This is a genomic window from Streptomyces sp. TLI_053, assembly GCF_900105395.1.
Lineage (GTDB): Bacteria > Actinomycetota > Actinomycetes > Streptomycetales > Streptomycetaceae > Kitasatospora.
This window is the reverse complement of record NZ_LT629775.1, coordinates 6,755,752-6,782,609: the sequence shown is the minus strand read 5'-3', so window position 1 is coordinate 6,782,609 and position 26,858 is coordinate 6,755,752. Positions and strand designations below refer to the sequence as shown.

The 26,858-nt window shown below is 71.5% G+C and carries 31 protein-coding genes; 12 read left to right on the top strand and 19 right to left on the bottom strand.

The annotated features are described in order from the left end of the window. Nucleotides 1-109 precede the first annotated feature (109 nt). From BLU95_RS28210 to BLU95_RS28200, 3 genes are all read left to right on the top strand, one after another. Entirely contained in the window at nucleotides 110-787 is a 678-nt protein-coding gene (locus BLU95_RS28210; protein ID WP_231978866.1) for a helix-turn-helix transcriptional regulator, read from the top strand. 282 nt (nucleotides 788-1,069) lie between these two features. Further along, entirely contained in the window at nucleotides 1,070-2,896 is a 1,827-nt protein-coding gene (locus BLU95_RS28205) for a bifunctional metallophosphatase/5'-nucleotidase (protein ID WP_093862438.1), read from the top strand. A gap of 158 nt (nucleotides 2,897-3,054) precedes the next feature. Further along, nucleotides 3,055-3,480: a hypothetical protein gene (locus tag BLU95_RS28200; protein WP_093862437.1), complete on the top strand. Its 426-nt coding sequence runs from the start codon at nucleotides 3,055-3,057 to the stop codon at nucleotides 3,478-3,480. Between the two features lie 37 nt (nucleotides 3,481-3,517). Here BLU95_RS28200 and BLU95_RS28195 read toward each other — a convergent pair whose 3' ends face one another. Both BLU95_RS28195 and BLU95_RS28190 read right to left on the bottom strand, forming a co-directional pair. Further along, nucleotides 3,518-4,510 carry a BtrH N-terminal domain-containing protein gene (locus tag BLU95_RS28195; protein ID WP_093865186.1) on the bottom strand — a complete coding sequence of 331 codons (993 nt, stop codon included), beginning with the start codon at nucleotides 4,508-4,510 and terminating at the stop codon, nucleotides 3,518-3,520. After that, nucleotides 4,507-5,352 carry a MerR family transcriptional regulator gene (locus BLU95_RS28190; protein ID WP_093862436.1) on the bottom strand — a complete coding sequence of 282 codons (846 nt, stop codon included), beginning with the start codon at nucleotides 5,350-5,352 and terminating at the stop codon, nucleotides 4,507-4,509. Before BLU95_RS28190 ends, BLU95_RS28195 begins: the two co-directional genes overlap by 4 nt. 244 nt (nucleotides 5,353-5,596) lie before the next feature. Between BLU95_RS28190 and BLU95_RS28185 the strand changes: the two genes are divergently transcribed. From BLU95_RS28185 to BLU95_RS28175, 3 genes are read left to right on the top strand one after another with little or no spacing between them, the layout of a single operon-like run. Further along, the gene (locus tag BLU95_RS28185) at nucleotides 5,597-6,523 is read left to right on the top strand and encodes an NADP-dependent oxidoreductase (RefSeq protein ID WP_093862435.1); all 927 of its coding nucleotides are present in this window, start codon (nucleotides 5,597-5,599) and stop codon (nucleotides 6,521-6,523) included. Between the two features lie 44 nt (nucleotides 6,524-6,567). Further along, nucleotides 6,568-7,500: an AraC family transcriptional regulator gene (locus tag BLU95_RS28180; protein WP_093862434.1), complete on the top strand. Its 933-nt coding sequence runs from the start codon at nucleotides 6,568-6,570 to the stop codon at nucleotides 7,498-7,500. Nucleotides 7,501-7,557: 57 nt separating this feature from the next. Next, entirely contained in the window at nucleotides 7,558-8,121 is a 564-nt protein-coding gene (locus BLU95_RS28175) for a Uma2 family endonuclease (RefSeq protein WP_093862433.1), read from the top strand. On the opposite strand, the gene BLU95_RS28170 is transcribed toward BLU95_RS28175, so the two are convergent. Beyond that, the gene (locus BLU95_RS28170; protein ID WP_286158658.1) at nucleotides 8,115-8,852 is read right to left on the bottom strand and encodes an SAM-dependent methyltransferase; all 738 of its coding nucleotides are present in this window, start codon (nucleotides 8,850-8,852) and stop codon (nucleotides 8,115-8,117) included. The two genes, BLU95_RS28175 and BLU95_RS28170, sit on opposite strands and share 7 nt — an antisense overlap. Nucleotides 8,853-8,880: 28 nt before the next feature. Between BLU95_RS28170 and BLU95_RS28165 the strand changes: the two genes are divergently transcribed. Then, entirely contained in the window at nucleotides 8,881-10,404 is a 1,524-nt protein-coding gene (locus tag BLU95_RS28165) for a recombinase family protein (protein ID WP_231978865.1), read from the top strand. Nucleotides 10,405-10,459: 55 nt separating this feature from the next. Here BLU95_RS28165 and BLU95_RS28160 read toward each other — a convergent pair whose 3' ends face one another. The 7 genes from BLU95_RS28160 to BLU95_RS28130 all read right to left on the bottom strand — a co-directional run bounded on the left by BLU95_RS28160 (nucleotide 10,460) and on the right by BLU95_RS28130 (nucleotide 15,197). Continuing rightward, on the bottom strand, nucleotides 10,460-10,888 hold the full coding sequence (locus BLU95_RS28160) for a hypothetical protein (protein WP_159425018.1): 429 nt from the start codon (nucleotides 10,886-10,888) through the stop codon (nucleotides 10,460-10,462). Further along, on the bottom strand, nucleotides 10,881-12,356 hold the full coding sequence (locus tag BLU95_RS28155; protein ID WP_197698628.1) for a replication initiator: 1,476 nt from the start codon (nucleotides 12,354-12,356) through the stop codon (nucleotides 10,881-10,883). Before BLU95_RS28155 ends, BLU95_RS28160 begins: the two co-directional genes overlap by 8 nt. A gap of 83 nt (nucleotides 12,357-12,439) precedes the next feature. Further along, complete coding sequence (locus BLU95_RS28150; protein WP_093862430.1) at nucleotides 12,440-12,697, bottom strand: hypothetical protein; 258 nt, start codon at nucleotides 12,695-12,697, stop codon at nucleotides 12,440-12,442. Next, entirely contained in the window at nucleotides 12,694-14,046 is a 1,353-nt protein-coding gene (locus tag BLU95_RS28145) for an FtsK/SpoIIIE domain-containing protein (RefSeq protein WP_231977822.1), read from the bottom strand. Before BLU95_RS28145 ends, BLU95_RS28150 begins: the two co-directional genes overlap by 4 nt. Then, nucleotides 14,043-14,588, bottom strand: coding sequence for an RDD family protein (locus BLU95_RS28140; protein ID WP_159425017.1), 546 nt, complete (start codon nucleotides 14,586-14,588; stop codon nucleotides 14,043-14,045). The genes BLU95_RS28145 and BLU95_RS28140 overlap by 4 nt, the downstream gene beginning before the upstream one ends. Continuing rightward, on the bottom strand, nucleotides 14,581-14,841 hold the full coding sequence (locus tag BLU95_RS28135) for a hypothetical protein (protein WP_093862428.1): 261 nt from the start codon (nucleotides 14,839-14,841) through the stop codon (nucleotides 14,581-14,583). The genes BLU95_RS28140 and BLU95_RS28135 overlap by 8 nt, the downstream gene beginning before the upstream one ends. After that, nucleotides 14,838-15,197, bottom strand: a complete 360-nt coding sequence (locus BLU95_RS28130; protein ID WP_197698627.1) for an SCO3933 family regulatory protein — start codon at nucleotides 15,195-15,197, stop codon at nucleotides 14,838-14,840. Before BLU95_RS28130 ends, BLU95_RS28135 begins: the two co-directional genes overlap by 4 nt. A gap of 232 nt (nucleotides 15,198-15,429) precedes the next feature. On the opposite strand from BLU95_RS28130, the gene BLU95_RS28125 reads away from it, so the two are divergent. Then, complete coding sequence (locus tag BLU95_RS28125) at nucleotides 15,430-16,185, top strand: GntR family transcriptional regulator (protein WP_159425016.1); 756 nt, start codon at nucleotides 15,430-15,432, stop codon at nucleotides 16,183-16,185. A 105-nt stretch (nucleotides 16,186-16,290) separates the two neighbouring features. Here BLU95_RS28125 and BLU95_RS42495 read toward each other — a convergent pair whose 3' ends face one another. The 3 genes from BLU95_RS42495 to BLU95_RS28115 form a co-directional block, all read right to left on the bottom strand. After that, entirely contained in the window at nucleotides 16,291-16,542 is a 252-nt protein-coding gene (locus tag BLU95_RS42495) for a hypothetical protein (RefSeq protein WP_159425015.1), read from the bottom strand. Between the two features lie 431 nt (nucleotides 16,543-16,973). Beyond that, nucleotides 16,974-17,303: a hypothetical protein gene (locus BLU95_RS28120; protein WP_093862426.1), complete on the bottom strand. Its 330-nt coding sequence runs from the start codon at nucleotides 17,301-17,303 to the stop codon at nucleotides 16,974-16,976. A 536-nt stretch (nucleotides 17,304-17,839) separates the two neighbouring features. After that, the gene (locus BLU95_RS28115; RefSeq protein ID WP_093862425.1) at nucleotides 17,840-18,361 is read right to left on the bottom strand and encodes a hypothetical protein; all 522 of its coding nucleotides are present in this window, start codon (nucleotides 18,359-18,361) and stop codon (nucleotides 17,840-17,842) included. Nucleotides 18,362-18,529: 168 nt separating this feature from the next. Here BLU95_RS28115 and BLU95_RS28110 point away from each other — a divergent pair, with 168 nt between their 5' ends. Beyond that, a complete protein-coding gene (locus BLU95_RS28110; RefSeq protein WP_093862424.1) occupies nucleotides 18,530-18,775 on the top strand; it encodes a GntR family transcriptional regulator in 246 nt (81 codons plus the stop codon). Between the two features lie 700 nt (nucleotides 18,776-19,475). Here BLU95_RS28110 and BLU95_RS28105 read toward each other — a convergent pair. From BLU95_RS28105 to BLU95_RS28095, 3 genes are all read right to left on the bottom strand, one after another. Further along, nucleotides 19,476-19,820, bottom strand: a complete 345-nt coding sequence (locus BLU95_RS28105) for a hypothetical protein (RefSeq protein WP_093862423.1) — start codon at nucleotides 19,818-19,820, stop codon at nucleotides 19,476-19,478. A 2-nt stretch (nucleotides 19,821-19,822) separates the two neighbouring features. Continuing rightward, nucleotides 19,823-20,128 carry a hypothetical protein gene (locus BLU95_RS28100; protein ID WP_093862422.1) on the bottom strand — a complete coding sequence of 102 codons (306 nt, stop codon included), beginning with the start codon at nucleotides 20,126-20,128 and terminating at the stop codon, nucleotides 19,823-19,825. Nucleotides 20,129-20,232: 104 nt separating this feature from the next. Continuing rightward, nucleotides 20,233-20,685: an NUDIX domain-containing protein gene (locus BLU95_RS28095; protein WP_159425014.1), complete on the bottom strand. Its 453-nt coding sequence runs from the start codon at nucleotides 20,683-20,685 to the stop codon at nucleotides 20,233-20,235. Nucleotides 20,686-21,331: 646 nt separating this feature from the next. Between BLU95_RS28095 and BLU95_RS28085 the strand changes: the two genes are divergently transcribed. Both BLU95_RS28085 and BLU95_RS28080 read left to right on the top strand, forming a co-directional pair. Then, the gene (locus BLU95_RS28085; protein WP_093862419.1) at nucleotides 21,332-22,276 is read left to right on the top strand and encodes a helix-turn-helix domain-containing protein; all 945 of its coding nucleotides are present in this window, start codon (nucleotides 21,332-21,334) and stop codon (nucleotides 22,274-22,276) included. Continuing rightward, entirely contained in the window at nucleotides 22,248-22,472 is a 225-nt protein-coding gene (locus BLU95_RS28080) for a DUF397 domain-containing protein (protein ID WP_353653511.1), read from the top strand. The genes BLU95_RS28085 and BLU95_RS28080 overlap by 29 nt, the downstream gene beginning before the upstream one ends. Before the next feature lie 399 nt (nucleotides 22,473-22,871). On the opposite strand, the gene BLU95_RS42490 is transcribed toward BLU95_RS28080, so the two are convergent. The 3 genes from BLU95_RS42490 to BLU95_RS28070 all read right to left on the bottom strand — a co-directional run bounded on the left by BLU95_RS42490 (nucleotide 22,872) and on the right by BLU95_RS28070 (nucleotide 25,525). Beyond that, nucleotides 22,872-23,027, bottom strand: coding sequence for a hypothetical protein (locus BLU95_RS42490; protein ID WP_159425013.1), 156 nt, complete (start codon nucleotides 23,025-23,027; stop codon nucleotides 22,872-22,874). A gap of 84 nt (nucleotides 23,028-23,111) precedes the next feature. Continuing rightward, nucleotides 23,112-24,569, bottom strand: coding sequence for an aldehyde dehydrogenase family protein (locus BLU95_RS28075; RefSeq protein WP_093862417.1), 1,458 nt, complete (start codon nucleotides 24,567-24,569; stop codon nucleotides 23,112-23,114). 89 nt (nucleotides 24,570-24,658) lie between these two features. Continuing rightward, nucleotides 24,659-25,525 (bottom strand): Sco1979 family transcriptional regulator, encoded by an 867-nt coding sequence (locus BLU95_RS28070; protein ID WP_093862416.1) that lies wholly within the window; start codon nucleotides 25,523-25,525, stop codon nucleotides 24,659-24,661. Nucleotides 25,526-25,826: 301 nt separating this feature from the next. Between BLU95_RS28070 and BLU95_RS28065 the strand changes: the two genes are divergently transcribed. Beyond that, nucleotides 25,827-26,753, top strand: a complete 927-nt coding sequence (locus BLU95_RS28065; protein WP_093862415.1) for a hypothetical protein — start codon at nucleotides 25,827-25,829, stop codon at nucleotides 26,751-26,753. Nucleotides 26,754-26,858: the final 105 nt, after the last annotated feature.

Sequence of the window (26,858 nt, the reverse complement as noted above, 5' to 3'; positions counted from 1 at the left end):
CACCCGTGCGGTCCCGCCGCAGCGCCCGTCGGCGTCCCGCTCGGTCACCACGAACACCCATGCCGTCGGCAGCGCCGCGGCGCCCGTCCACCCCCAGGCCGTCGTGGCCGTGCGGGGTGCGGCCGGGGCCGGGCGGGCGGCGGTCGCGGCGGGCGCCCGCAGTTCGACGGTGCCGGTCGCCGTCCAGGCCGCCGATCCGCTGTCCCGTGCGGGGGCCGAGGCGCAGCTGCGCCGTTTCCCCGGGGTGGCGGTGGTCGACCCGAGCGGTTCCGCGGGTCCGGGCACGGTCACCGTGCTGGTCGCCGAGTCCGCCGACGCGGCCGCGACGGCGGCCCTGCGCCGGCTGGTCCGCGGCGCCGGGCAGCGGGTGGTGCTGGTGGTCGAGCGGCTGCGCGAGACCGAGCTGATGGAGGCCGTCGAGTGCGGGGTGGCGGCGATCCTGTGGCGGCGGGAGGCGACGCCGGAGCGGCTCGGCCGGGCGGTGCTCGCCGCCGCCCGGGGTGACGGCGATCTGCCGGCCGATCTCCAGGGACGCCTGATCGCCCAGGTGGGGCGGCTGCAGCGGTCCGTCCAGGGCATGCCGGGCCAGGCGCCGACGGGTCTGTCGGAGCGTGAGTCGGACGTGCTGCGGCTGGTCGCCGAGGGCTGGGACACCGGGGAGATCGCGGCCCGGCTGTCGTACTCCGAGCGGACCGTGAAGAACGTGCTGCACGGTCTGACGACGCGGCTGCAACTGCGCAACCGGGCGCACGCGGTGGCCCACGCGGTGCGCGAGGGCTACATCTAGCGGAGCCGCCGCGGCAGCGCGGCGGGGCCGCGCCGGACCTGCGGCGGGGCTGTGCCGTGACCGGGGCGGGCGGGTACCGTACCCGCCCGCCCGGGTCACGAACGAGTCGCCAAGATCTCACCTGTTGGAAAGGTCCGGGGGCTATCCGCCGGAGGGGAGCGCACGGCAGACTGCTGCGCGCGTACTTCTACGCGCGTCAACGCGCCTGCCCCGCCGACACCGGCGGTGCTCCCGGCTGTCGTTGACGGTCCGTTGCCGCCGTCCCCACCGGGAGAGTCGTCCATGCCCCTGAACCGCCGTGACTTCGTCACCCGGTCCGCCGCCACCGCCGCAGGAGCCGCCCTCGTGAGCGGCGGCGCCCTCGCCGCCGCCGGCCCGGCGGCCGCGGCCGGACCGGACGAGGCCCGCGCCAAGGGCCGGACCAAGCGCCAGGCCTTCACCGTCATGGGCACCACCGACCTCCACGGCCGGGTGCTCAACTGGGACTACTTCACCGACGCCGTCTACGCCGACAAGGCACACAACGAGGTCGGCCTCGCCAAGATCTCCACGCTGGCCAAGCAGGTCCGCGAGGAGAAGGGCTGGGACCGCTGCCTGCTCATCGACGCCGGTGACACCATCCAGGGCACCCAGCTGACCTACTACTACGCCCGGATCGAGCCGATCGCCACCGAGGCCGACACCGCGCCCGAGCACCCGATGGCGCTCGCCATGAACACCATGGAGTACACCGCCGCCGCGCTCGGCAACCACGAGTTCAATTACGGCATCGACACCCTGCGCGCCTACGAGGAGCAGCTGGACTTCCCGCTGCTCGGCGCCAACGCGCTGAACGCCCGCAACGACAAGCCGGCCTTCCCGCCCTACGTGATCCGCAAGGTCAAGCTGGGCGGCGGCCCGGCCCTCAAGGTCGGCATCGTCGGCCTGACCAACCCGGGCATCGCGATCTGGGACAAGGCGAACGTCGCCGGGAAGATGACGTTCCCGGGCATCGTCGAGACGGCGAGGGTCTGGGTTCCGAAGGTCAGGGCCGCCGGCGCGGACGTCGTCGTGGTCGCCTGCCACTCCGGCATGGACGAGGCCACCTCCTACGGCGACCAGCTGCCCTGGGGGGAGAACGTCTCGGTCGCGCTGGCCGAGCAGGTGCCCGGCATCGACGCCGTCCTGGTGGGCCACGCCCACAAGGAGATCCCGCAGCGCCTGGTCGTCAACAAGGAGACCGGGAAGACCGTCGTGCTGTCCGAGCCGCTGTGCTGGGGCCAGCGGCTGACCTGCTTCGACTTCGAGGTCGAGCTCGACGGCGGCGCGTGGAAGGTCGTCTCGCTCTCCTCCCGGGTGCTGAACTCCAACACCGTACCGGAGGACCCGGAGATCGTCGGCCTGATGACCGAGCAGCACAAGAAGGTCGTCGAGTACGTCAACCAGGTCATCGGCACCGCCAGGACCGAGCTGTCCATCGCCGAGGCGCCGTTCAGGGACACCCCGATCATCGACCTCATCGGCCGGGTCCAGGCCGACGTGGTGCGCGCCGCGCTGGCCGGCGGCCAGTACGCCAAGCTGCCGGTGCTCGCCCAGGCCGCGCCGTTCAACCGCAGCGCCGTCATCCCGGCCGGCCAGGTCAAGCTGCGCGACGCGGCCGGTCTGTACATCTACGAGAACACCCTGGAGGCCCGCATCCTGACGGGCGCCCAGATCAAGGACTACCTGGAGTTCTCGGCCAAGTACTACAACCAGCTCGCCCCGGGCGCGCCGGTCGACAAGGCCACCCTGACCAACGCCCAGAACACCCCGGACTACAACTACGACTCGGTGTACGGCGTTTCGTACGACATCGACATCGCCCAGCCGGTCGGCTCGCGGATCGTCGGCCTCGCCTTCGAGGGCCGTCCGATCGACCCCACCGCCCAGTTCGTCCTCGCGGTGAACAACTACCGCGCCAACGGCGGCGGCAACTTCCCGCACGTCGCGGCCGCCCAGAAGGTGTGGGCCAACTCGGACGAGATCCGCAACGCGATGATCGCCTGGGTGAAGGAGAAGGGCGTCATCGACCCGGCCGACTTCGCCGCCGAGTCCTGGCGCCTGGTCCGGGCCGGCAGCCCGGTCTTCTGACCGACCCGGCCCGGGGCCGGCAGCCCGGCCCGCACGACCGAACAGCCCCCGGGGCCCGTACCCCGGGGGCTGTTCCCCTCCTCCGCCCCCTCCCCCGCCCGCCTGCCCGCTCGCTCGCTCGCCCGCCCGCCCTCTCGCCCGCCGGTAACCTGGCCGGTATGCGGACCATCGCCTCCTGGCTCCTGGACGCCCCGCCCCCGGCCGACGTGCCGGCCGAGTTCCACGTCCCCTGCGCGCGCGTCGGACGGGACCTGCGGCAGCTGCCCGCCGGCGCCCGACTGCCGGACGGCGTCCGCTGGGAGCTCTCCGAGGAACCCTGGTCCGGGTTTCTGCTCGGCCTCGGCAGCGCCCGGGGCCTGTGCTACACCCTCGAAGTGGACCCCTACCTGCCGCCCGGGCCGCTCACCGCGCTCGTCGCCGAGCAGGTGCAGGACCACGTCACCGGCTACGAGTTCCTCCAGTGGCCGACCTGCCCCGGCCACGTCCACCTGCTGGTTCCGGCCGCGGACCCGGACGACGCCGAGCGGGCCTGGTGGCGCTGCCGGCGGTCCGGCGCCCCTCTCGTCCGCATCGGCGACCTGTGAGCCGCCACGGCCCGCGCACCGGCCCCGGGCCGGTGCCCTACGGCGCGAGCAGCCCCGTCATGGCCTCCCGCTCGATCCGGGCCAGCTCCGCCAGCAGCGCGCCGGCCCGGGCCAGATGCGCCGCGTCCCCGCTCTCCCCCGCCGCGGCGACCAGGGCGGCCACCTCCGTCCAGCCGGCCGCCGCCTCGGCGTAGCGGTCGCGGGCGGCCCGCACCCGGGCGTCGTCGAGCAGCTCGGCGCACTCGCCGAGGAAGTCCCGGTACAGGTTGCGGAACAGTGCGCCACCGGTGCCCGCCAGCTCCATCATCCGGGCGGCCTGCGGCAGTTGGCGGCCGGGATCGGTGGCGCGGGTCAGCCAGCCCGGCACCAGGGCGGCGGCCCTGGCGATCCCGCGGTGGCCGAGGTTGGCGATCGGCGGGTGCAGGAACGCCTCCGCGCAGTCGGCCAGCGCCGGTGCCAGCAGCTCGCGCGGTTCGGGGAGTTCGCCGCGCCGGGCGAGGGTGAAGGAGCGGTTGCGGGCGGTCATCGGGCCGCGTTCGGCGCGCGCCGCCGCGAGCGAGGCCAGGCTGGTGCGGACGGCGCCGCCCTGCTGCGCGGTGTCCACCAGGTGGGCGTCGTGCGCGTCGTGGCCGACCAACGCGACCGTGTGGCCGCCGAAGTGCACCTTCGAGCTGAAGTACTCCAGGTGGTAGCTGTCGAGCTGGAGCCCGACCGGGCGGCCGGCGGCGAGCCCGTCGGCCGCGTTCTGCCAGGCCCGGCGGGCCGAGCCGGTCTCCCGGACGTCCAGCTCCAGGCCGAGCCGGGCGGCCACGGCCCGGGTCGGCCCGAACGGCTTGGTCCGGCCGCCGAGGAAGGGGAAGTCCAGCCCCTTGCCGTCCCAGTAGACGAACGACAGCCCGGCACCGAGCCCGAACAGCATCGGCTCCGACAGCTCGATGCCCTCGTGCCGCAGCAGCACGCCCAGCGTCGTCGTCTCGCAGTGTGCGCCGCCGCCCACGCCCCGGTCCGCGGCCCGGTCCGGTTCCGTCATGATCCGCTCCCCCACGTCCCGTTCTCCGCCCTCTCCTCGACCCGGACGACCACCCTGGTCGTCCACTCCTCCGCCGCGGCCTCGCCCGGACCGACCAGGTACGCCTCGCGGACCGGCGGCACCGGCCGCAGTCCGCGCTCGTGCACCGCCGCCAGCAACGCGTGGTAGGCCAGCGGAAGCCGGGTGTACGGACCGTGGTGCACGACCGACAGGGCCGGACCGCCCGGCAGGACCGTCCGCTCAGGCGTCGGCGGCACCTCCGGAGCGACCGGGAGCGGCGGCACCTCGGCCCCCACCGCGATCCGCATCCCCTCCCCGAGGTCCAGCGGGAACAGCCCCCACAGCGGCGGCCGCCACGGCACCCCGTCCAGTTGTGCCAGCAGCCTGCCGACGCACTCGCCGACCCGCTCGCCCAGCCCGGCCGGCCCGGCCACGGCCCGGACGACGGCCAGCCGCCGTTCCGGCTCCCGGTCGTCGGCGACCTGGTAGCCGGGCAGCCCGCCGCCGTCCGCGAGCCGTTCCAGCAGTTCCAGCCGGGCCCGGTCCCGGGTGATCCGTTCGGCGACCCGGTCGCGTTCGGCGCGCAGCAACCGCGCCCGGTCCGCCCCGTCGGCGGCCAGGGTCGCGGCGATCACCGCGAGCGGCACGTCGAGTTCACGCAGCAGGGCGACGGTCAGGGCGTCGCGGGCCCGGTCGGCGGCGTAGTAGCGGTAGCCGGTGACGGGGTCGACCCGGGTCGGCGGCAGCAGCCCGCTGTCGTCGTAGTGGCGGAGCTGTTTGACGCTCAGCCGGCAGAGCCGGGCGAAGCGCCCGATGGTGAGGAGTTCGTCCTGTTCGCGCACGCCGCCATGGTGGACCCTCCCGCCGCGGGAGGGTCCACCGCGGTCGGCCGACCGGCGGGGGGAACGCCGGGACGACCGGCCAGCGGGACGTCAGGACGTCCGGCGGGCGGAACGCCGGGACGACCGGCCGGCGAGACGCTGGGACATCTTCCCGAGACCGCAGGATATTCAGCCGCGCGCCGGGCCTGCCTACCGTTGATCACGTCACCGAGAGCGGTGCACCGTCCCGAGAAGGAGCAGTCCCGTGCGCGCAGTTGTCCAGAAGTCCGTCGGCGGCCCCGAGGTCCTGGAGGTCGTCGAGACCGACCGGCCCGTCCCGCGCGGCGGCGAGGTGCTCGTCCGCGTCCACGCCAGCGGCGTCAACCCGGTGGACGTGGCGGTCCGTTCGGGCGCCTACCCGCTGCTCGGCGAGCCGCCCTTCGGCGTCGGCTGGGACATCTCCGGCGTCGTCGAGGTGGCCGGTCCGGGAGCCCGGTTCAAGGCCGGTGACGAGGTGTTCGGCCTGCCGTTCTTCCCCCGGGCCGCCACCGGCTACGCCGAGTACGTCGCGGTGCCGTCCCGCCAGGTGGCCCGCAAGCCCGCCGCGCTGAACCACGTCGAGGCCGCCGCGCTGCCGCTGGCCGCGCTCACCGCCTGGCAGGGCCTGGTGGACGCGGCGGGCCTGTCCGAGGGGCAGCGGGTGCTGATCCACCGTGCGGCCGGCGGCGTCGGTCACCTCGCCGTCCAGATCGCCAAGGCCCGCGGCGCGTACGTGATCGCCCTGGCGAGCGAGCCGAAGCACGACTTCGTGCGCGGCCTGGGCGCGGACGAGGTGATCGACTACCGCACCGAGGGCTTCCTGGCGGCGGTCGGCCAGGTGGACGTGGTGCTCGACTCCTCCTCGCAGGGCACCGCCTCGCTGGAGGTGCTGCGCGAGGGCGGCGTGCTGGTCTCGATCATGGAGCACTGGAACACCGCGCTGGCCGCCGAGGTCGAGGCCGCCGGACGGCGGTTCGCCGGTGTCTCGGTGGAGCCGGACTACGCCTCGCTGGAGGCGATCGCCCGGCTGGTCGAGGAGGGCCGGATCCGGCCGCACATCGCCGAGACCTTCCCGCTGGAGGAGGCCGGCAAGGCGCACGAGCTGATCGCCACCGGCCGCACCCAGGGCAAGATCGTCCTCACCGTCGCCTGAGCCGTAGGGTTCCGGTGGAGAACGTACCGACCGGGGGAGGCGGCATGGACATCCTGACCGAGGCACTGGGTTCGATGCGGACGGGGCAGCCCGCCTCCGTCCGCACGGAGGGCCGGGCCCCGTGGGGACTGCGGCTGCCCCCGGTCGCCGGCGCCGGGTTCCACGTCGTCCTCTACGGCACTTGCTGGCTGGTGCCGCTGGAGGACGACACGGCCGGGCCGATCGCGCTCAGCCCGGGGGACGTGGTCTTCCTGCGGGACGGCCGGGGCCACGTCCTCGCCGACCGGCCGGACACCCCGGCGCTCCCCGAGCAGCCCTCGCAGTTCCGGCCGAGCCTGCCGATCGGCACCGTCACCGTCGGCGGGGACGGGCCGCGCACCAGCCTGCTGTGCGGCAACTACCACCTCGACCAGGCGCGCCCGCACCCGCTGGTGCGGCAACTGCCGGAGATCGTCCACCTGCAGACCCGGCACGGCCGCCACCCCGAACTGAGCGCCGCGGTCCAGCTCCTCGGCGCCGAACTGGAGAACCCGCGGATCGGTTCGGCCGGCATCGTGCCGGCGCTGATCGACTCGCTGCTGCTGTACATCCTGCGGGCCTGGTTCGAGGAGCAGCCGCCCGCCACCGCGGCCGGCTGGGCGGCGGCGCTCGGCGACGCGGCGGTGGCACCGGCGCTCACCGCGATCCACGAGGCGCCGTCCACGCCGTGGACGGTGGAGTCGCTGGCCACCAGGGCCGGCCTCTCCCGGGCGGCCTTCGCCCGCCGCTTCACCGCCCTGGTCGGCGAGCCGCCGATGGCGTACCTGACCCGCTGGCGGATGACCACGGCGGCCCGGCTGCTGCGCGAGTCCGAGGCCCCGCTCACCGCCGTCGCCGCGAAGACCGGCTACGGCTCGGAGTACGCCTTCGCCAAGGCCTTCAAACGGGAGTTCGGCCTCGCCCCGGGCGGCTACCGCCGCGAGGCCCGCACCGCCTGAGGCCGGGCGCCGACGCAACACCACACCGGAGCGCGGGCAGGGTGGGAGGATGGCCCCATGAGCGAGTTCCGGATCCCCGAACGGCACGCCCGGCTGCTGGCCTACGCCCGGACCCTGACCCCACCGTCGGGCTGGAAGATCGAGGTGTCGGGCGACGGGATCATCGTGCTGGCCGTGCCGTCGGTGATCCACCAGCGCGACCTGCTGCTCGTCCGCGAGCAGTTCGACGCGCACTGCCCCGCCGACCTGATGCCCAGCGAGAACACCGACCTCGCCTCCCCGCACACCGGCAAGCTCCGCAACCCCGACCTGACCTACATCCCCCTCGCCGCCGTCGAGCTCGGCGGCAACCAGGTCCCCGCCGAACTCGCCGTGATCGCCGTCGAGATCGTTTCCCCCTCCAACCCGGAGAACGACCTGGTCGGCAAGGTCCGCGACTACCCGCAGATGGGCATCCCGCTCTACCTGGTGATCGACCCGCGCGAGGGCACCCTCGCCCTGCACTCCGAACCCGGCGGCGGCACCTACCACCGCCGGTGGGCCGGGAAGTTCGGCGACGCGGTGCCGATCCCGGCACCCTTCGCCTTCGAGCTGGAGACCGCCGAACTGCTCCGCTACTGAAGCTTCTCCGCCACGCCCGCCCAGATGCCGACCTGGGAGTCGGTGGGCTGCTCGGGGGCGTCGGGGCGCCACAGCGGGGCGGTGACCAGGCCGGGGTCGGTGAGCTCCAGGCCGTCGAAGAAGCGCAGCACCTGTTCGCGCGAGCGCATGGTGAGCTGGGCGGAGGCACTGCGGTAGACGGCCGGGCCGCGAGCGGCGTCGGCGGTGGGGGTGAAGTCCAGGGTGCCGTGGGAGAGCACGAGCCGGCTGCCGGGCGGCAGGGCGTCCACCAGGGTGCGCACGATGCCGCAGGGGTCGTCCTGCTCGTCGACGAAGTGCAGCACCGCGACCAGCAGCAGCCCGACCGGTTCGCCGGAGTCCAGGGCCTGCCGGACCTCCGGGGCGGCCAGGATCCCCGCCGGGTCGCGCAGATCGGCCCGGACCACCGCGGTGCTCTGCGGGGTGCTGCCGCTCAGCAGCGCGCGGCCGTGCACCAGCACGATCGGGTCGTTGTCGAGGTACACCACCCGGGCGTCGGGCCGCACCCGCTGGGCGACCTCGTGGGTGTTCCCGGCGCTCGGGATGCCGGTGCCGATGTCGACGAACCGGCGGATGCCGTCCTCGGCCAGGTGCCGCACCGCGCGGCCGAGGAACGCCCGGTTGGCGAGGGCGCTGATCCGCACCATCGGGCTGATCGCGAGCACCTTCTCGGCGGCCTCGCGGTCGGCCGGGAAATTGTCCTTGCCGCCCAGGTACTTCCCTAGAACATAGGGAGTGCTGATGATGGATCACATGCTGACCAGCGAGTACGACGGATGCGGTCTCTGCTTGATCGGAGTGGTACGTCTCAGCCGCAAGACCGATTCGACCTTCAGCCCGGGAAAGCAGCGGGGGCAGATCCTCTCCGCCGCGTCGGACGTCGGAGCCCACATCATCGCGTGGGCGGAGGATCTTGAAGTCTCCGGGGCGACCGACCCCATGACCCGCCCCAAGCTGGGGCCGTGGCTCCGGGGGGAGATGGGCCCCTACGACGGGATCGCTGCCGCCGCCGTCGACCGGGTAGGCCGGAACGTCCGTGACACGCTCAACACGCAGGACATGCTCACCAAGGCGGGGCAGATCATTGTCACCGCCGATCACCGGGGCGTGTGGGACTTCTCCGATCCGGCCGACGAGAACGAATGGATGATCAAGGCGTGGGCGTCGCAGATGGAACTGCGCGCCATCCAGAAGCGGAACGTTGACGACACAGCGACCGCACGCGCCACCGGGCGACCGAAGCAAAAGCCCTCTTACGGATACCACTTCATTCGGCTGTTCCCCACGAGCGCCGTTGATCACGTCGAGATCGACCGGGTAGCGGCCGACGTGATCCAGAACGTCGCGGAACGGATCTTGGCCGACGAGACCGGGAAGATCACATGCTCGACCGAGGCCGCGCGGCTCAACCGGGCAGGTGTACCGTCGCCCTCCGATCGGCGGGCCCAGATCTACGGCCGTCCCCTGAAGGGACATCTGTGGACCCCCAAGACGCTGCGCGTGATCCTCACCAGTGAGGCCGCCCTCGGGTTGCTGATGCACCAGGGCAAGCCGGTCCTGGGCCAGGACGGGAAGCCGGTCAGGCTGGCGGACCCGTTGTGGGACCGGCCCACCCGTGACGCGTTGATCGAGAAGACGAACCCGAAGAGGACCGGCGGCGACCGGGCCCCGATGGGGGTTCGTCGCCTGTCCGGGGTCGGTTGGTGCGGGAACTGCGGAATCCGTCTGTACATCGCAGGCCGGGAACGTGAGTTGGCCTACGGCTGCACAGGCCGTGTCCGAGGAGTCCCGGCGTCGGCGAACTGCCAGCCGGCGCCGTCGATGCAGATCAGCCTCCTGGACCAGGCCGCCGAGGAATGGTTCCTCGGCCGCTACGGAAGCGGCCAGGTCATGCGGAAGATGTACGACCCGGGCACCGGGTACGCAGCCCGGATCGAGGAACTCCAGGCACAACGGACACGGCTGCGCGAGGACCGCAAACAGGGCATGTACACCGACGACGACGATTCGAAGTGGTACACCGAGACCTACGCCGCTCTCGGTCTGGAGATCAAGGAACTCAAGGAGCGTCCCGAGCGCCCGGCGGGCATGCGGATGATGCCGACGGGCCGCACGGTCGCGCAGGAGTGGCACGCGGCCCCCGACGACGCGGCACGGCGCGAAATGCTGAACGAGTTCGGTGTCAGGGTCGTGCTCTTCCCCGAGGACGCTCCCCAGCGCTACGCGATCAGTGCCGGTCTCAACCCCTACGCACAAGCCTCCTAGGCGCCATACCCGCACGATGCCCCGGACAGCGTCACTCAGCTGTCCGGGGCACCGGTCACGTGCGCAGGGTCAGGCAGGGAACGGGGTAACGGATGATCCGTCCGCCCAACGTGCTGACGTCCTGGGAGGTCACCGCCAACTCGCCCACCACGGCGCAACGAAGTGCCATGACCGCATCCACCACCGAACCCCCCAGCACCTCCGCCAGGCTCCAGGCGCCGAACCGCAGCACGAACGCCCCCAGACCCGGCGCGCAGGCCAGCCGGAACGGCATGCTGTCGACCGTACAGCCGCCGCCGATCTCCACCCGAAGCACCGACGTGTAAGTGATCAGACTCCAGACCCCGCTGCCGTCGCGTTCGGGCACGCCGCCGACCGCTGCCGACAGGTCCCGGGCGATGTCGGCATCCGCTGTCGTGAACCCCCACACGGCCGCACCCACGTCAGGACCATGGGGGAACGCCCACCCGGAAAGATCACTCATCACAGCCCCCCTCAGCCGGCGACCGCACACCCTCAGCCCCGCCACCGCTCCGCCGCGCCCCACCCACCCACCCTGGGGGCGCGTAGTCCCGGGCGATCTCCCGGGTCCGCTCACGGTCGGCGGCGATCTGCTCAGCGATCAGCGCCTCACCGGGGCGGTGCCCCACACCGGCGAACCGCCACTCGCCAACCGTGACCGTGCCCTCCGGGGGAGCGCCCCGGATCCAGTCCTCCCGCTCGGCCCGCAGGCTGCGGTACGTCGTCGAGTACGCCCGCGTCTTGGTCAGGCAGTGCCCCCGGAAGCCCAGCATGTGAGCCCACGCCCGCAGCCGCAGGTGCGCCAACTCCGGCAGAGCGCCGAGCCGCCAGCACGTACCCACCAGCGCCCGCATGTGCGCCGACACCCGCAGCGACCGGATCTCGGCAGCACTCGTCACCCGTCGGTCGACCGCCCCCGCAGCCTCCGCCCCCTTCGTCGTGTACTTCGCCACGTACGCCGCCACCCGCTCACCGGTCCCCGGGTCGTCGGGACCGCCGCGGATTTCGTGCACGTCGAGCTGGACGCCGAACCGCAGCCGCCGTGTCCCGTAGGCCGCCGACTCCGGCACACTCAGCGCGACCGAGCCGACCGCCGTACGGACCGCCTCCGTCAGCACCCCGGCCGTGGCCCACGAAGGCGGCACCTCGCCCGCACCGCCGGGGCCGTCGAGTCGGACGACCGCGTGGAAGTGCACGAGGCCCCGGCGCTGGTACTCCGCTACCTTCACCGCTGACACCCGCACCAGCCGCCGCACCGCCGAGCGAGCGACCCCGACCAGCGAGGCAAGCCGGTGGTGGACCGTGTCCCCGAAGGCTTTCCACAGCCTTCCGGCGTGCGCGTTCCACAGCACGTGGCCCGGGTAGTCGTAGCACTCCGCGCACACCGGGGCACCGACCAGACCACTGGCCTCCCCGTGGAAGCGCCCGCACCCCAGCGGCTGTCCGTGTGCGCAGACCCCGGGGCGTTCCCGGTGGCAGCGCCCGGCCCGGTGCACCCGGCCGAACGAGGGCGCCGTCAGCGTCAGGAACACCGACGGGTGCAGCCGCACCTCCTGCGGGATGCCCTTGCCGCCGGCGAGCCCGGCGTGCACCAGGTGCCAGCTGTCGCCCTGATGCAGCCACGAGCACGGCCCGCAGCGAGAAGCACGCCGGTTGCGGCACCGCACCGCCAGCCGCTCCCCGGGCTCACCCGCTGTGCTGTACCGGCGAACCAGCGCACCCGACGCGGCGTCGAACGTCGCCGACATCCCCCGCAGGTACACCGGCCGAGCACACCCCCCGGTCGCCGAGATCTGTTCCAACCATCGTGCCAGGCCCGGCATCTGCCCCAGGCGGACCAGATCGCGGTCCACCTCGCCCAGGTGCCGGATCCTCTCCTCCTGGACCAGGTACGCACGCCGGGCCGCAGGACTCTCGAACGGACCTGTCATCGAAAAGCACCCCCGAGCAGAACGGGCCGTCCCCGGCCGCACCGAGCAGAGCCGGGCGACCGGGGACGACGAACGAGCGGACGTCAGGCGTTCCACTGCCACGGCGGCGGAGTGGTCGGCGGAGCGGTCGGCGTCGAGGGTGCCGACGGGTCCCCGGAGTGCGTCAGGCCCGTGACCAGCCAGCGCACCGCGTCCCCGATCGGGTCGGCCAGGTGCGTCTGGGCCAGGAAGAACCCGAACACCCCCACCAGGATCACGTGCCAGATCTTCAGCTCGCGCGAGCGGATCAGCAGCGCGACGACCACCGCCAGGAACGCCGTCAGCGGCAGAGCGACGTTCACGACAGACCCCCCGCCCCGGCCGATCCGGCGTACAACTGGCCCACCGACGGCCGCAGATGGGCGAACCGCACAGCCACCTCCTCCGCCTGCTCCGGGGTCACCAGGTGCGAGCGGGCCCGCATCCACCCGCCGTCCGGCGCCCCCAGGGCCACCGCCACCCCCGGCATCGAGACCGGGATCGACTGCACCGCGTCCACCGCGCCCGCGTCCAGATCACCCAAGGTCATCTCCGCCGTGCCCTTGTCCGCCACCCGGAAGCAGGCCCGCCCCGCGAGCTGGGCCCGCAGCGACGTCGCCCCCGGACCCAGGTCCGAGCCGAACCGCTGGCCGGCGACGATCAGGTGAACCCCCAGCGCCGCCCCCAACTGGCCGAGGCGAAGCAGCGCCGTCGACACCTGCGACACCTCGGCCTTGTCCGCCGACGTCGCCGTCAGGTACAGCTCCGCGACCTCATCGATCAGGACGACGATCGGAACCGGCTGCTGCTTGTCGGGGAGTTCCCACACCGAGCGGACGCCCGTCGCACGGCACAGCGCCATGCGTCCCATGGTCACTTCCACCAGCACGTCCAGCAGATCCACCGCCTCCCGGCGACTGGTCGCAAGCGCCGTCAGGCGCGGGGCGAACAAGCCGAGTTCCATGCCGCCCTTGAGGTCGATGCCGACCAGGGCGATCGGCTGTCGGGACCACTGGGCCACCAGCGAGGCCAGCAGCGTCGACTTGCCGGACTGCGTCGCGCCGACGACCAACCAGTGCGGGACCCGGCGCAGGTTCACCAGCCAGCGCCCACCGTCCTCCCAGACCCCGACCACCGCCGTCAGCAGACCCACCGACCCCCGGAACGGCTCCGCCGGACGGCTCAGCGGATCCCAGGCGTTCGCCACCAGCCACACCGTCCCCCGGGTGTCGGACACCGCCCGCACCGCGAACACCCGCCAGGCGTGGGCCATCGCCCCGCAGGCCGCCGCGTACACCTCCGGCGTCTGCCCGGAGTGCAGCCGGACCTTGACCGTCATCCCGCCCCGCCGCCAACGAGGCACCCCCGCACGGGGCTTGACCGACTTCAGCGCCCGGCCCTGCACCACCACGTTGCCCAGCAGCGCGGTCGGCGGACGCGAGGGCACCGACAGGCCCTGAAGGTCCGAGAGCCTGCGCCAGGTCCACCGGAAGCGGACCACCGTCACCGGGAACCCCCACAGCAGCCACCACACGTTCGGCGAGCGCCGCCGCAACCACGGCGAAAGCACCCCCAGCACCATGGCCGCCGCCACCAGCACGGCCAGCAGCCACACGATCGGCGGCAGCGACGACGCGCCCGCCACCTCGGCCGCGTTCTCGATCCTGCTCATTTCCTCACCTCCGCGATCTGGTTGATCACATCGACGTCGACGACGACCGAGCGGCTGATCTGATCCGCCCAGGTCTGCCGTCGGTGGTGCACCAGCGGGCGCACGAACCCGAAGAACCCCGGCGCGATGTCCACCACGTGCAGCAGGCTGCGGACGATCGAGCGGGCCGGACCCAGCGGCCGGGCGGTGTCCTCATCGACCGTGACGATCCGCATGACCCGCTGCCCCAGCGACTGACCGGTCCGCCCCCGAAGGGCCCACTGCCACACCAGGAACGCCAGCGGCAGCACCCAGTACAGGACCTTGTAGAGGGCCTGCATGTCGAAGTTCACGAGCATCGCGAGCAGTTGCAGCAGCGCCAGCGGCGGGCGCGCGTAGAACAGGACGGCCGTGTAGGTCGTCATGATCCCCCCGGCGATCGAGATCTCGATCAGCGCGGCACACGCCCGGGTGGACCAGTCCGCCATGCCCGGCACCGCCGGACGGGACTCCCGCTTCGCCCGGCCCGGACCCACCAGGGCCCGCCACCTCTCCTCACTCACCCAGACCACCGCCCCCGATGCCCTCCGGCGGCGGCAGCGGCACACCGTGCTGGATCGCCAGCGCCCGCAACTCGCTCTCCAGGTCCCGCGCGAGCAGCGCCGCGTCCTCCGCCATCGGCGCGACGATCGCGAACAGGAACCTCGCCCTGCCCCACGCCATGTCCGGCCCCAACTCCCCGGCCAGCTCACCCAGGTCGCTCAACCGCTCGCGCAGGTCCCGCCAGTCGCGACCGTCACTCAGCCGGGTACTCACTTCGAGGCCCCGCCCGACGCGCGCGGCTCCACCGCCGGCCTGACGGCAGGCGGAGCAGCCTCCACCGACTCCGCCCGGTAGGCCAGCCCCGCCCGGCCGTTCATCTCCCACCAGAACGCTTCCAGCCCGACCAGGCTCACCACCTGCCCCACGTCGATGCCCGTGGGCTCACCGGTCACCGACACTTCGATGAGCGCCGTCCTGCGACCCTCCGGCCGCACCGCGACACCCACCGCCCAGACCGGCTTGCCGTCCCGGTCCGTCTTGATCACACCCGTCTCCGGGTCCGTCTTCGCTTCCACCGACACGCACAGCGCGACACCCAGCCGCGCGGCGTCCAGCGGCAGGTTCTTCAAGGTCATGCCCCTTCCACCCCTCCCGAGTCAGAGCCAAATTCGTCAGTCATCATGATGAATTTGGCGGGAGGACGAGCATGAGCCCACTTGACGCGGAAGGCAAGGGCATTCATCCTGACGACTGCTGATTCCGGGCCCCCGGTACGCGGGCTGATCAGCGGCAACCCGCGTCATGTCACGATTTGATATCGACCAGGGCGGACACGAACAGTCCGCAGTCGGAGGGGCCGAAGTGGCTGTTGTGAAGGGACAGGCGCTCTACAAGCAGGTCGCGCGCGAGATGCGCAAGGCCATCGCCAAGGGCACGTGGCGACCCGGCGAGCGCATCCCCACCGAGGACAAGCTCACCGCCCAGTACGGCGTCTCACGCCCCACCGTCCGCCAGGCCGTCGCCGAGCTGCGCGCGGACGGCCTCCTGAACGTCCAGCAGGGACGCGGCACCTTCGTCCTGGGCCCGCAGCCCGAGCAGAGCGCCACGATCGACATCGAGCGCACGGTGGTCTGCGCCGGCGACCAGTACCACTGCCCGGCCGGATGGCACGACGCCGAGGAGCCCACCGTCTACCGCGTGCGCCTCGAAGCCAGCGCCGCCGAAACCCTCGCCGCCGACGAAGGCGAAGCCGCCTTCCTCGTCCAGCGCCTCTACACCCACCAGGACAGCGGACTACGCGCCCGCTACACCGGACTGCTGCCCATGGAGCAGATCACCAGCACCGTCCTGGCCAAGCACCCCGAGTTGTTCAACACCGACGCCTACGCCGCACTCGCCGCAGCACACGGCCCCATCGAATGGCACGAGGGCGTCAGCGCGCGCATGCCCAACCCCGACGAGCGAGCAGCGCTGAACGTCCCGGAGAACGTGCCTCTGCTGGTCTCCCAGCGCGTCACCCGCACCCAGGCCGACGCCCGACCCCTCATGCTCGAAACCCTCACCATGACCGCCGCCGCCACCCAACTGACCATCACCCACCGGCCCGTCGCTAAGTAGTACGGGCATCTCACATGCCGGGCCCACGATCCGGCGATCGAAACGCCCGAAGGTGGCCGACGCCCCCGAGGAGGCACCGGCCACCTTCGCGATCCGATCGGCTGTTCAGCCGTTCGTGCAGATATTGCCGGTCAGGAATCCGCCGACAGGGCCGAGCGACAGGAAGAGGCCCTCCAGCGGGGTGCCCGCACAGGGAATGGGCCCCTCGGCCGGGCGCGCAGCACCGGCACTCGGCGAACCAACGCCGCCGACCGCTTCGGCATGGGCGGTGGTCGCCGCACCGACCAACGGGACAGCACCCATTGCCAGCACGAGAAGGGAAGTGGCAACACTACGGCGCACCTTGGAGACGGACATCGCTGCTCCTCACCATCGGGGGCGAACCGGAACGGTTCATACTCATCTAATCGACTCAACGGAAAGTTGCACGCCGCTCGCCCAAACCACTACTCCGAACGAGTTACGATCGTGCCCCGCGACCGGACACATCCCAAGCACCGGCAGGCTGGCCAGACAGTCCAACACCGCCGTGGTCACGACCAGCCACCGATGTTCCCTGACTCGCGGGCAAGGCCACCTGGCGGCCCGTCGAAAACTTTCTCTACTCACTCAAGGGGCGGCGCACAGCGCCGCCGGTCGCCCATGGCGCCCCGGCCGGGCATGCGGCCTGACGGCCGGTCCCGGCCGGGCGCCAGACCGACCGACGGCACCCCCGAGTAGCGAAAAAAGCCACCGCGGCAACCGGCCCGCAGCACCGCGGAAGCCACGCCGCGGCACCGTCGCAAAGATCAACTCCCGGCAGGCTCCCGGGACTCCCCGCCGTCCGCCCCGACGTCCCCCCGCGCCGCCATCCCGTCGAGGATCACCCGCAGCCTGCGCGCCCCCGACGGCGTCCCCTTCAGGAAGACCACCCCCCGACCGTCGTCCGACCACCCGGCCTGTGCCTTGATCAGATCCTCACCGGCCAGCCCCAGCCCGGCCAGTACCGCGTTCAGGTCGACCGCCGCCGCCCTGGCCTCAAGCCACGCCGCTTCGTAGTCGACGCCCGGGATCATGGGTCCGCCGCCGAGGAACACCTCTCCGTCGTCACCGTCGCCGTCATCGCCCAAGTCCGCCATGCCCGCCGCCCCCCGTGCACTGTCCGCCCGCCCCCGTGGCCGATACGCATCGGCTGACTCAAAATCGATACCACACCCCGCTGACAGCAGCGTGACCGTGCGGAAGCGCGAACGGCCCCGGGACACCACGCCCCGGGACCGTCCACCGACCCAGCGGGCCGTCCAAACTACTCTCGGTCGCCGTACGCCGCCACTACCTCAACCACGACCGGCGCGCACGCCCCCGGCGCGCACCAGGCAGCCGTACGCCCCGCCCGAACCCGACGGGCGGGGCGAACAGGACTCCTGCTACGAGCAGCTCGGCGAGCACACCCACGCGGTGATCCCCGAACCGGCGGTCGCCTCCTGGTGGCCACCCGGGACCGGGCTCACGGCCTCCCCCCGGCACCGGGCGCAGTAGACCGGGCCGACACGCGGCCAGCCCTCCCCGGCCTTGTTCACGTGGCCACCGGGGTGGAACGGATCGAGCACGCAGGGGGACGTACTGTCAGGCCGCCGGGCCCCGCACACGGGCTTCCGGGTGGTTGCCGGGGTCATCACGCCACCACCGTAGCGAGGACGTGCGCACCCTCGTACGAATGGCCGGGATCCGGCAGTCCCATGGACGCCGCCACCAGCGCGCGCCGCCGCTGCACCCGCCGCCGCTCCTCGTCCCGCTCCCACAGCGGCACCACGTGCGGGGGCTCCGACTCCTCCCCGGAGGCACCCCCGGAGACACGCTCCGGCCCGACAGCCCCGAGGACGCGAACGGCACGACGCTCCCGCTCGATCACCCCCGATTCCACGTCCAGCCGCGTGGGCACACCGGACGGCACGACCACCGGCACAGGCAGCACAGCGGGAAGGAGGACCGGTTCGCCGCGCGGCGCAACCGGCACCGGACGGCGGTCGTACGCGGGGGCCCGAAGCCCGTCCAGTTCGATCGTGATCGACTCCCCGCACGCCCGGTGACGCCCCTTGGGCGTCAGATCGGCGGTGAGCCAGAGCGCGAGCACCCCGGCCCCGGCCACGCAGCCGGCGGCACCGGCGCACCACACCCAGAAGGTAAGATCTGACATGTCGAGTGCTCCTCAGAAAGCATTCGGCGGCCACCCCCGGAGCCGGTCCTAAGCGGCTCCGGGGGTTCTTGTTGTTGACGACGGTACTCAGCCTGTCCATACCTGTCCATACCTGTCCATGGACATCCATGGCTATGCCTGGACAGCTGTCACGGCTACGGTCATGGGGTGATCGAGTTCAACCCGACCCGCGCCAAGTGGGAACAGATCCTCCAGATCATCACTGCGCGCATCGAGGCCGGTGAGCTGCAACCCGGCGACATGCTGTCCGAGGTCAAGCTCACGGCGGAGTTCGGGGTGGACCGGAAGACGATCCGCAAGGCGATCGCCCACCTGCGGACGACCGGCCTGGTGATCACCCGCCCTGGCATGGGCAGCTTCGTGACCGACCGGCCCGGGACAGAAACGGACTGAGCCCCGCCCTGCTGGTGAACCGGCAGGACGGGGCCGAGGGCCGAACGGTCTCAGCCCTCCCGCCTCCGCGCCCTGGCTTCAGCAGCAAGGAGCATGCCGCGATCCTCCGCCGCCCGTCGCTGACGGTTGGCCCGATCCTTCGCCATGTGCTTGCGTGTCAGTGACGCACTCGGAGGCTCGACGACGTAGTTGCACATGCCGCAGACGTACCCACCGTCGGGCCCATAGGTGATCTCCGCGCCGCAGTGTGCGCAGTGCACGCCGGACACGCCCGCCTCCGGGGCGTGAACCTCTCGCCGCCCCGGGGATTCGGGCGGGGTGACCACGTACCAGCAATGTCCGCAGACATACCCACCGGCCGGACCGAACTCGACCGGCCATCGACACTTGCCGCAGCGCGGAGAACTCATACCTACCTCACGGTGACCGAGACGATGGGCAGCAGGTTCGACGGTACCGGGTTCGCCGGCGCCACTCGCCCGTTCAGGACGAAACCGCAGCTACCGCAGACCTGCGGGGTGCGGGACGAGTCCATGATCGCACCACAGACGGGACAGGGCATTCCTGACTCTCCTTAGGCAGTGCTTCCCACCGCACGGACGCACGGCAGGTCGTGCAAGACCCCGCCAGGTGATCATTCCCTCGCGCGGGGCCCGACCGTGCGCACTCCCGAGCGCACACGGAGCCCTTGGGTTTCAGTTCAAGAAGACGGGTTCAGGCTCGCGCACTTCAACGCCCAGCCGAGACAGCGGCCGCTGTCGGTGGCGTACTCGAACACCACGGCGGTCTGCACAACACGCAGACTCACCGGGTCGTGCCTGCGCATCCTTCGGACGAAGACGCCACGGCGTCCGTCACGGTGGACGAACAGACCCCCACGCGGCGGCAGCCCCAGATCATCCACACACCCGCCGAGCCTCCGGTGCAGGCAGTGGCAGTCACTCGTGTAATCCTCGAACTGCCTCGCGTAGACAGCTTCGCCCAGACTCTCGAACGCGTCGGCGACCACCGGCCCGACGAACAGCCCCCGGCGCGGAATAGGCACGATCACTCCTCTTCGTCGTACAGCGGCGCATCGAGGCTCCGGGCCTCTTCCGCTTCCTCCGCCGAGGGTGGTCCGACGTCACGGACCGGGCAGTCCCAAACGCGCTCGAACGCGCCCGGCTCCCGTAGCCACACGACACCCGTATTCACCACATGGACGAACCCCACTCGGCCATCGGTCCTGGTGTCGAGCCCGATCGAGCCGACCGAAGGGCCAGTGAACGCGATGTCGCGCTTGTGCGGCATGTGACTGCCCCGGGGCAGGGGAATGTGCGGACGATTGCTCGGCCGTCCCTGTTCCTCCGTCATGCGCCCACCTCTCCTGTAATGCGGGTCCCGCCCGGCACGGACGGAGGTCTCAGCAGCGAGCGGGACCCCTACCGTGTGCACCCCCGTGCACACGGAGCCTTCAACTAGCCCTGGGCCGACTCGCCGTTGTACGGCAACGGCCTCCGGATACCGACCGTCACCGCCGCGAGCGCGGCACGGATTCGGTACTCCATGTGCGGCGCCACGTGCTCCCGCAGGCGCTTGGGCGCAACCCAACCCAGTTCCTCGATCCCGCACGGCCACATGGGCAGCGACAGAGCGTCCGCCTCCGCACGGGACATCAGCCCCCCGTCGCACACGACTCCCAACCCCTCGGGCTGCCAGGCGTCCGGGTTCGCCGGCGACTGGTCGACCATCAGGGCATGTGCGACCTTCCTGCGCAGCCCCAACTGCTCGCCCAGCTCGCGAGTGGCTGCACTGGCGATCGACTCACCGGGGTGGACGCCCCCGCCCGGCAGGATCCAGTCCAGCCGGTACGACGGCTTCAGCAGCAGCACGTCACCGCCCTGACTGCGGAGCAGCACCATGGCGTTCACACGCCGTCTCGGCTGAACTCCGAGGACGGTCGAACCCGTTGTACTCATCTGATCCTCCAGGGATCAACTCAGATTTGGGGGAAGACCCCTCCCGTGCCGCCGAACGGGAGGGGCCCGATGCGGTGGTCCCGCCCCCGGGTGTGCGGCCCGGGGGCGGGACCCTTCGCCGTGCCGTCCGGACAGCCCCGACCGGCACAGCGGATGTTGGCCCCGAGCGGGCGGGGGGAGGACCGCCCAGGGCCGGAGGCCCCACACGCTGACGTTCACAACGTGTGGGGCCAGGGTGTCCACGCGTCCGACCCAGAACGTGAACACCCACCCGAGGAGCACGCAGGAGAGCGTTCCCCGGGGACCCGCCCCGCCCCGACAGTCAACGAGCACGCCGACGCCGGACCGCCGAGGCGGGAGCTTGCGATGTGTCGGTCAGGCCGCACCGGTGACCGGCGGCGCCGCTGAACCGGCGGGCAGCTCAACCGGCTCGATCGAACCGGGGTCAGTCGTCCACTCGCACCCACCCGACGGACGACGCAAGTAGACCTCCCCGCCCTCCGTCCCCATGTAGGCCCCGACCTTGCCACCGTGAGCCAAGTCGCTCACGAGCTCGCCGAGTTCAGGACAGTGCAGCTTCGCCCTCTTGCCACGCAGCATGACCGTTCCCTTCCGTAGTCGCTTCACTACCGGAACGGCTTCACTGTGGCGTACAGTCCAAGGACTGTTCAACCTGTCTCAAGCTGTTGGATTGGTAGGACGAACTTCCGTGAATAGGCGCGAACTTGATCCTCAAGCGAGCCCGGCTGCCGAGTTCGGGGTACTGCTTCGCACGTCACGTGAGCAGCGAGGCTGGACGCAGGAAGAACTTGCAGCGTTGATTGGTTGCACGTCGTCATACATCTCAGCCCTCGAAAACGGGCGAAGAAAACTAACTCAACGGATCGCGACAGCACTTGACAGTGCGTTTGGTTCGGGCGAGCAGTTTGTCAGGCAGTTCGGCAACTCTGGTCAACGTGCCCTGTTCGAGGGCTTCGAGGAGTACCTCCGTGATGAGTCGAGGGCCGCGACTCTGAGGCTGTTCGAGATCAACATCGTGCCCAGCCTCCTTCAAACCGCTGCATACGTTCGTGCCTACCAAGAAGCCCCAGTGCTGCGAGGAATTGCGACGCAAGAGCAGGCTGACGAGCGAACCGATCTGCTGTTCCGCAGGCAGCAGGCACTTATGCAAGACCCCATGCCGCTCGTTCAGGCGGTCATAGACGAAGGCGCGCTTAGACGGCCGATCGGCGGCCACGAGGTCATGGTGGCGCAGCTTCAGCACCTTGAATCACTCGCGGTCCACCCCCGCTTCCTTGTTCAGGTGAGCCCGTTCGCTGCGGGTGAGAGCCGGCCGTTTGCGCACCCAATTACGTTGCTGACCATGCCAAACAGGTCCATCGTTGGCTATGGCGAGACGGAGCGGCGTGGCTTCCTTGAACGTGATCCCAAGACGCTGGCGGAGTGGACCAGTGAGTACGATCATCTTCAGGCCGAGGCGCTGCCCCGAGCAGCCAGTCGAGAGTTCATTCGGGATGTACGGAAGGGCTTCGAGCATGGATGATCTACACAGTGTCACTTGGCGCAAGAGTTCCCACAGCGCTCAGGCGGGACAGTGCATCGAGGTGTCAGGTAGCCTCCCGGGCCTTACCCCGGTCCGCGACTCCAAGGATCCCTCTGGTCCGACGCTTGTCTTTCCCGCGTCGGAGTTCGCGGCGTTCATCGATGCCGTGCGCGCTGGGGAGTTCGGCACCATCTGATGCCGCGCCCCGGGCGCTCACCAACTGGACCCCGTCGCAGCAGTGCGGCGGGGTCCCTCCGCGTCCAGGCGGAGACCTCGCCAGCTGGCTGCCGCGCACGGGCGGGGATCGGTGGCGGGAAGCTTTACGCACCCACCGCTGGCGGGGCCCGCGTCGAGCAAGACCGGGGGGCCACTCGGCCAAATTGCGGTCAGGCCCAGAAGCCCTGACCGAGTCGCGCCAGCTTACGGCCCCCCGGCCATGCTCGACCCCACCACCGGCAGGACCCCGCCCAAAGCTTCCCGCCACCTCGCCGACACGTGCCTGCCTCGGGGTGGTGATCTTCGGGCGACCCTGCGCTGAACTGCGATTTCATGCCCCCAGGGGGTTTGGGAACAGTCGTCGCGGGTAGGTGTGTCTTTAGAGGAAGTACCTGCCGATGTAGTAGTCGTACATCCGGGCGGGGTGCGGGACTTCGGGACGCAGATCGGCGGGCGGCCGCGCACCGTCCGCCCCGTCACCGTCCCCGCCGTCCCCGGCGAGCCACTCCCGGCCGATCTCCTGAAACCCGGTCACCCGGCCACCCCTTCGATCCGTCGGACACCGGAGAACGGGGGCCCGGCCGGCCCTCCAGCGGGCCGGCCGGGTCCCCGGAGCCGCTCAGAACGGGAAGCGGCTGCGCCCGTGCTGGATCGAGATCCACTTCACCGTGGTGAAGGCGTCCACCGTGGACTCGCCGTTCAGCCGGCCGACGCCCGAGTTCTTCTCGCCGCCGAAGGGCACCACGGGCTCGTCCGCGATGGTCCCGTCGTTGACGTGGATCATGCCGGTCTCGATCCGCTGCGCGACCCGCACCCCGCGCTCGACGTCGGCGGTGTGCACCGCGCCGCTCAGCCCGAACGGCGTGTCGTTGGCTATCCGCACCGCCTCGTCCTCGCCGTCGAACTCGACCACCAGCACCACCGGGCCGAACAGCTCGCGCTGCAGGATCGGCGCGCCGGCGGGCAGGCCGCCGAGCACGACCGGGTCCATCAGGCTGCCGACGGTGGTGCCGCGCAGCAGCGCGGTCGCGCCGTCGGCGACGGCCTGGTCCACCTGTGCGGAGATCGCGTCGGCCTGGACCGGGTTGATCAGCGGGCCGATGTGGGTGGCCGGGTCCCTCGGGTCGCCGACCTTCAGGGTGGCGACCTTGGCGACGAATTTCCGGGTGAACTCCTCGGCGACGCTGCGGTCGACGAGCACCCGGTTGGCGGCCATGCAGACCTGGCCCTGGTGCACGAAGCGGCTGAACACGGCCGCGTCCACGGCGTAGTCGATGTCGGCGTCGTCCAGCACGATCAGCGCGCTGTTGCCGCCGAGCTCCAGCACGGTCCGCTTGAAGTGGGAGGCGGCGACGGTGGCGACGTGCCGGCCGACCTTGTCGGAGCCGGTGAAGGAGATCACCTTGGCGAGCGGGTGCTCGATGAACGCGTCACCGATCTCGGCGATGTCGGTGATCACGACGTTCAGCAGGCCGGCCGGAAGTCCGGCCTCCTCGAAGATCTTGGCGATCAGGGTGCCGCCGACCACCGGGGTCTCCTGGTGCGGCTTGAGCACCACGCCGTTGCCGAGCGCCAGCGCCGGGGCGACGGCCTTCATCGACAGGAACAGCGGGAAGTTGAACGGGCTGATCACCCCGACGACGCCGACCGGCAGCCGGTAGAGCCGGTTCTCCTTGCCGTCCACCGGCGAGGGCAGCAGCCGTCCCTCGGCCCGCAGGGACAGCTGCATCGCCTCGCGCAGCATGTCCTTGGTGAGGGAGAGTTCGAACCAGGCCTTGACGGCGGTGCCGCCGAGCTCGGCCATGATGTCCCGGGTGATCTCCTGCTCGCGGTCCTCCAGGATCCGCAGCGCGCGCTCGAAGACCAGCCGCCGGGTGTAGGGGTTGGTGGCCGCCCATTCCTTCTGCGCCGTCGCCGCGGCCCGGTAGGCCTGGTCGACCTCGTCGACGGTGGCCACGGTGATGCTCGCGAGCTTGTCCCCGGTGAAGGGGTCGACGTCGACGATGTCCCAGGAGCCGCTGCCCTCGCGCCACTCGCCGTCGATGTACTGCAGCGCCAACTCGGAAAGGTACGACATCCGATCCCTCTCATACCGTTCGGGAACGCCCGCGATTCTCCAACGGTCGTTCGCGATCAGAACTGATCGGGGCTCATCGTACTTACCTGCTACAGCTCTTGGCGTACGGAGCGGAGAACTTCTCGTGTCCGCTCAGGGGAAAGGCTGTCCGCCACCAGACCGTCCATCGCCCCCGCGTACTCGGCGACCTCGGCCGGTCTGTCGAGGTAGAGGGCGGTGGTGAACTGCTCCAGGTAGACGATGTCCGGCAGTTCCTGCTCGTCGAAGGCCAGCACCGAGAACGCCCCGCCCTCCGCGCGCAGCCCGCCGAAGCCCAGCGGCATCACCTGGAGCACCACGTTCGGGCGTTCGGTCAGCTCCAGCAGGCGGTCGATCTGCGCCCGCATCACCTGCTGACCGCCCCAGGGGCGGCGCAGCGCGGCCTCGTCCAGCACCGCGACCAGCCGCGGCGCCCGCTCGGCGCCCAGCACGTGCTGCCGCTTGAGCCGCACCTCCACCCGGCGCTCGATCTCGGCCGGTTCGGTCACATGGCCGCCGTGGGTGATCACCGCCCGCGCGTAGTCGGCGGTCTGCAGCAGCCCGTGGACGAACTGGACCTCGTAGCTGCGGATCTCGGTGGCGGCCTCCTCCAGGCCGAGGTAGTTCTGGAACCAGCCCGGCAGGACGTCCCCGTACCCGTGCCACCAGGAGGTCGCGTTGGCGGCCCGGACCAGCCCGAGCACCGAGGCCCGTTCCGGCTCCGCGTCGACCCCGTACAGGGTCAGCAGGTCGGCGACGTCGCGCTCCTTGAAGCCGACCCGGCCGAGCTCCATCCGGCTGATCTTCGACTCGGAGGCCCGGATCGAGTACCCGGCCTCCTCCCGGCTGACCCCGCGGGCCTCCCGGAGCCGTCGCAGCTGCGACCCCAGCAGCAGACGCCGCACCGTGGCACCGCCACCCGCCTGAGTCGCACTCATCGCCTCAACCTCCGCACGTCAGCAGCCCCCCGGCCGTGGCCGCAGTCTTCCACCAGGGACCGACGAACAACAGTCCTCGGAACGCCCTCATCGGGATCTTCCGCCCCCTCGGGGCCGCCCGGACGAGCAGCGTCCGGATACGCGCGGTAGCCGAACCGTAGCTCCCCGGAACGCACTCTAGTCCCCCGCCGCCGCCGTGCACATCCCCAACCCCCGCCACCACCCGTAGGTCGACCACAACTCGGCCGGAACCGACAACAGTTGACGGAACCCGAGCGCGCGACCGAACGTCCCCCACGGTGTGCTGAGACGACTGCCCACCGCCGCGCTCCTGCTCGCCGTGCTGTCCGTGCTCGCCGCCGTCCCCGGCGAACCTTCCCGCGCGCCAGCGGCCGCGCCCGCCGTCCCGGAGCAGGCCGTCCCGGAGCAGGCCGACGCCCCGCCCCTCACCGCCGAGGTCATGGACCGGGCCCGCCGGGTGGCGGAGGCCTGGCCCGGCTCCGAGGCCGAGCGGATCTGGCGCACCGGCTACTACCCGGCCCTGGGCGGCGAGACCTGGCTGCCGGAGGACTTCACCTCGGACGACGGAGCCTTCGCGGCCTTCCTCGACGGCCGGATCGACCTCGCCACCGACTTCCCGCCGTTCTCCGGCACCGGGACGGTCTCCTTCCCGGACGGGACGTCCACGGCCCTGCCGCTGACCGACCCGCGTACCGTCTACGAGGACCGCATCAGGTACCGCGACGGCTGCCGTAACGAACCCTGCGACACCCGGCTCACCGTCACGGCCGTCCGACCCTCCACCCGCCGCCAGCGCACCAGTCGCGGGACGGTCACGGCACCGGTCTGGGAGTTCGTGTTCGCGGGCCTCGACCACCCCTACGCGGTGGCCGCCGTGCAGTCGCAGGCGCCGTTCATCGACTACAGCGTCGAGGACGCGGACCTTCCCGCCGGCGTCACCGATGTCGTCCTCGCTTCCGAGGAGGAGCAGTGGCTGGAGGGCATGGTCAGGCCGGAGAACTGCGCCGACGCACGGCCGGGCGAGGTGTACGCGACCGCCGACGTCCTGGTGCTGATCGGCCGCACCACCGGCCGCCCGAGGACCTGCCCGGAGCCCAGCAACGCCCAGTACCCCCGGTTCGCCTTCACCCGCCCCCTCGGCGACCGGGTGGTGCTCAACCTCGCCGGGCGCCCCGTCCTGTTCCCCGAACTCGTCCCGGAGGGCTGAGAACCGCCCCCGGGCACGCGAACGGCGCCTGCCCCCAAACTGGTCGGGGATGTGGGCAGGCGCCAGGGACCGCGGTGGCCCGGCGACGCTGACGGGGTGCGGCTC

Bases quoted from the DNA above. Each gene is read 5' to 3' on its own strand.
- BLU95_RS28080 (WP_353653511.1), top strand. From the start codon at position 22,248: ATGTACGGAAGGGCTTCGAGCATGGATGATCTACACAGTGTCACTTGG.
- BLU95_RS28100 (WP_093862422.1), bottom strand. From the start codon at position 20,128: ATGACGGAGGAACAGGGACGGCCGAGCAATCGTCCGCACATTCCCCTG.
- BLU95_RS28070 (WP_093862416.1), bottom strand. From the start codon at position 25,525: ATGAGTGCGACTCAGGCGGGTGGCGGTGCCACGGTGCGGCGTCTGCTG.
- BLU95_RS28165 (WP_231978865.1), top strand. From the start codon at position 8,881: ATGATGGATCACATGCTGACCAGCGAGTACGACGGATGCGGTCTCTGC.
- BLU95_RS28085 (WP_093862419.1), top strand. From the start codon at position 21,332: ATGACCGTTCCCTTCCGTAGTCGCTTCACTACCGGAACGGCTTCACTG.
- BLU95_RS28180 (WP_093862434.1), top strand. From the start codon at position 6,568: ATGGACATCCTGACCGAGGCACTGGGTTCGATGCGGACGGGGCAGCCC.
- BLU95_RS28115 (WP_093862425.1), bottom strand. From the start codon at position 18,361: ATGTCAGATCTTACCTTCTGGGTGTGGTGCGCCGGTGCCGCCGGCTGC.
- BLU95_RS28160 (WP_159425018.1), bottom strand. From the start codon at position 10,888: ATGAGTGATCTTTCCGGGTGGGCGTTCCCCCATGGTCCTGACGTGGGT.
- BLU95_RS28120 (WP_093862426.1), bottom strand. From the start codon at position 17,303: ATGGCGGACTTGGGCGATGACGGCGACGGTGACGACGGAGAGGTGTTC.
- BLU95_RS28175 (WP_093862433.1), top strand. From the start codon at position 7,558: ATGAGCGAGTTCCGGATCCCCGAACGGCACGCCCGGCTGCTGGCCTAC.
- BLU95_RS28205 (WP_093862438.1), top strand. From the start codon at position 1,070: ATGCCCCTGAACCGCCGTGACTTCGTCACCCGGTCCGCCGCCACCGCC.
- BLU95_RS28155 (WP_197698628.1), bottom strand. From the start codon at position 12,356: ATGACAGGTCCGTTCGAGAGTCCTGCGGCCCGGCGTGCGTACCTGGTC.
- BLU95_RS28145 (WP_231977822.1), bottom strand. From the start codon at position 14,046: ATGAGCAGGATCGAGAACGCGGCCGAGGTGGCGGGCGCGTCGTCGCTG.
- BLU95_RS28200 (WP_093862437.1), top strand. From the start codon at position 3,055: ATGCGGACCATCGCCTCCTGGCTCCTGGACGCCCCGCCCCCGGCCGAC.
- BLU95_RS42495 (WP_159425015.1), bottom strand. From the start codon at position 16,542: ATGTCCGTCTCCAAGGTGCGCCGTAGTGTTGCCACTTCCCTTCTCGTG.
- BLU95_RS28075 (WP_093862417.1), bottom strand. From the start codon at position 24,569: ATGTCGTACCTTTCCGAGTTGGCGCTGCAGTACATCGACGGCGAGTGG.
- BLU95_RS28195 (WP_093865186.1), bottom strand. From the start codon at position 4,510: ATGACGGAACCGGACCGGGCCGCGGACCGGGGCGTGGGCGGCGGCGCA.